This window comes from Flagellimonas flava (assembly GCF_050617915.1).
GTDB lineage: Bacteria > Bacteroidota > Bacteroidia > Flavobacteriales > Flavobacteriaceae > Flagellimonas > Flagellimonas flava_A.
This window is the reverse complement of record NZ_JBODQE010000029.1, coordinates 1-337: the sequence shown is the minus strand read 5'-3', so window position 1 is coordinate 337 and position 337 is coordinate 1. Positions and strand designations below refer to the sequence as shown.

Genomic DNA, 337 nt, shown 5'->3' with positions numbered 1-337 from the left:
GAAGGCGTTCTCCCACTCGGTCAGCCGTTGCCCGTAGTCCTGCTGCAACTGCTCTAAGGCGCTCAGTAACTGCGTTTCCAGTTCGGTCATCGTGATTTAATCCTTCACCAGTTTCACCTTCACCACGTTCCGTTCCGCATTTCCCTTCCCCTGCGTCCAGCCGGTATCGACCTGCGTTCCCCTCGGGAATATCAGGAACCGACCTTTCTCGTCCTCGCGAAACGTCATGCCCCACGTCTTCGCGTTCAGCTTCGCCAGCGTCTCGCGCTGCGCCTCGATATCCGTACTCAGCCGTTTGAGTTCCCTCTGGCTCGTCTGAATATCGTCGTTCAGGCTC

Annotated in this window: 2 protein-coding genes; both read right to left on the bottom strand. The window is 57.6% G+C overall.

What is annotated here, in order from left to right:
- The coding region (locus ACRHOZ_RS20850; protein WP_431130173.1) for an MbeD/MobD family mobilization/exclusion protein at window positions 1-90 on the bottom strand (90 nt) is incomplete at its 3' end.
- A 6-nt stretch (window positions 91-96) separates the two neighbouring features.
- Window positions 97-337: hypothetical protein (locus ACRHOZ_RS20845; protein ID WP_431130170.1), on the bottom strand; the 241-nt coding region annotated here is incomplete at its 5' end.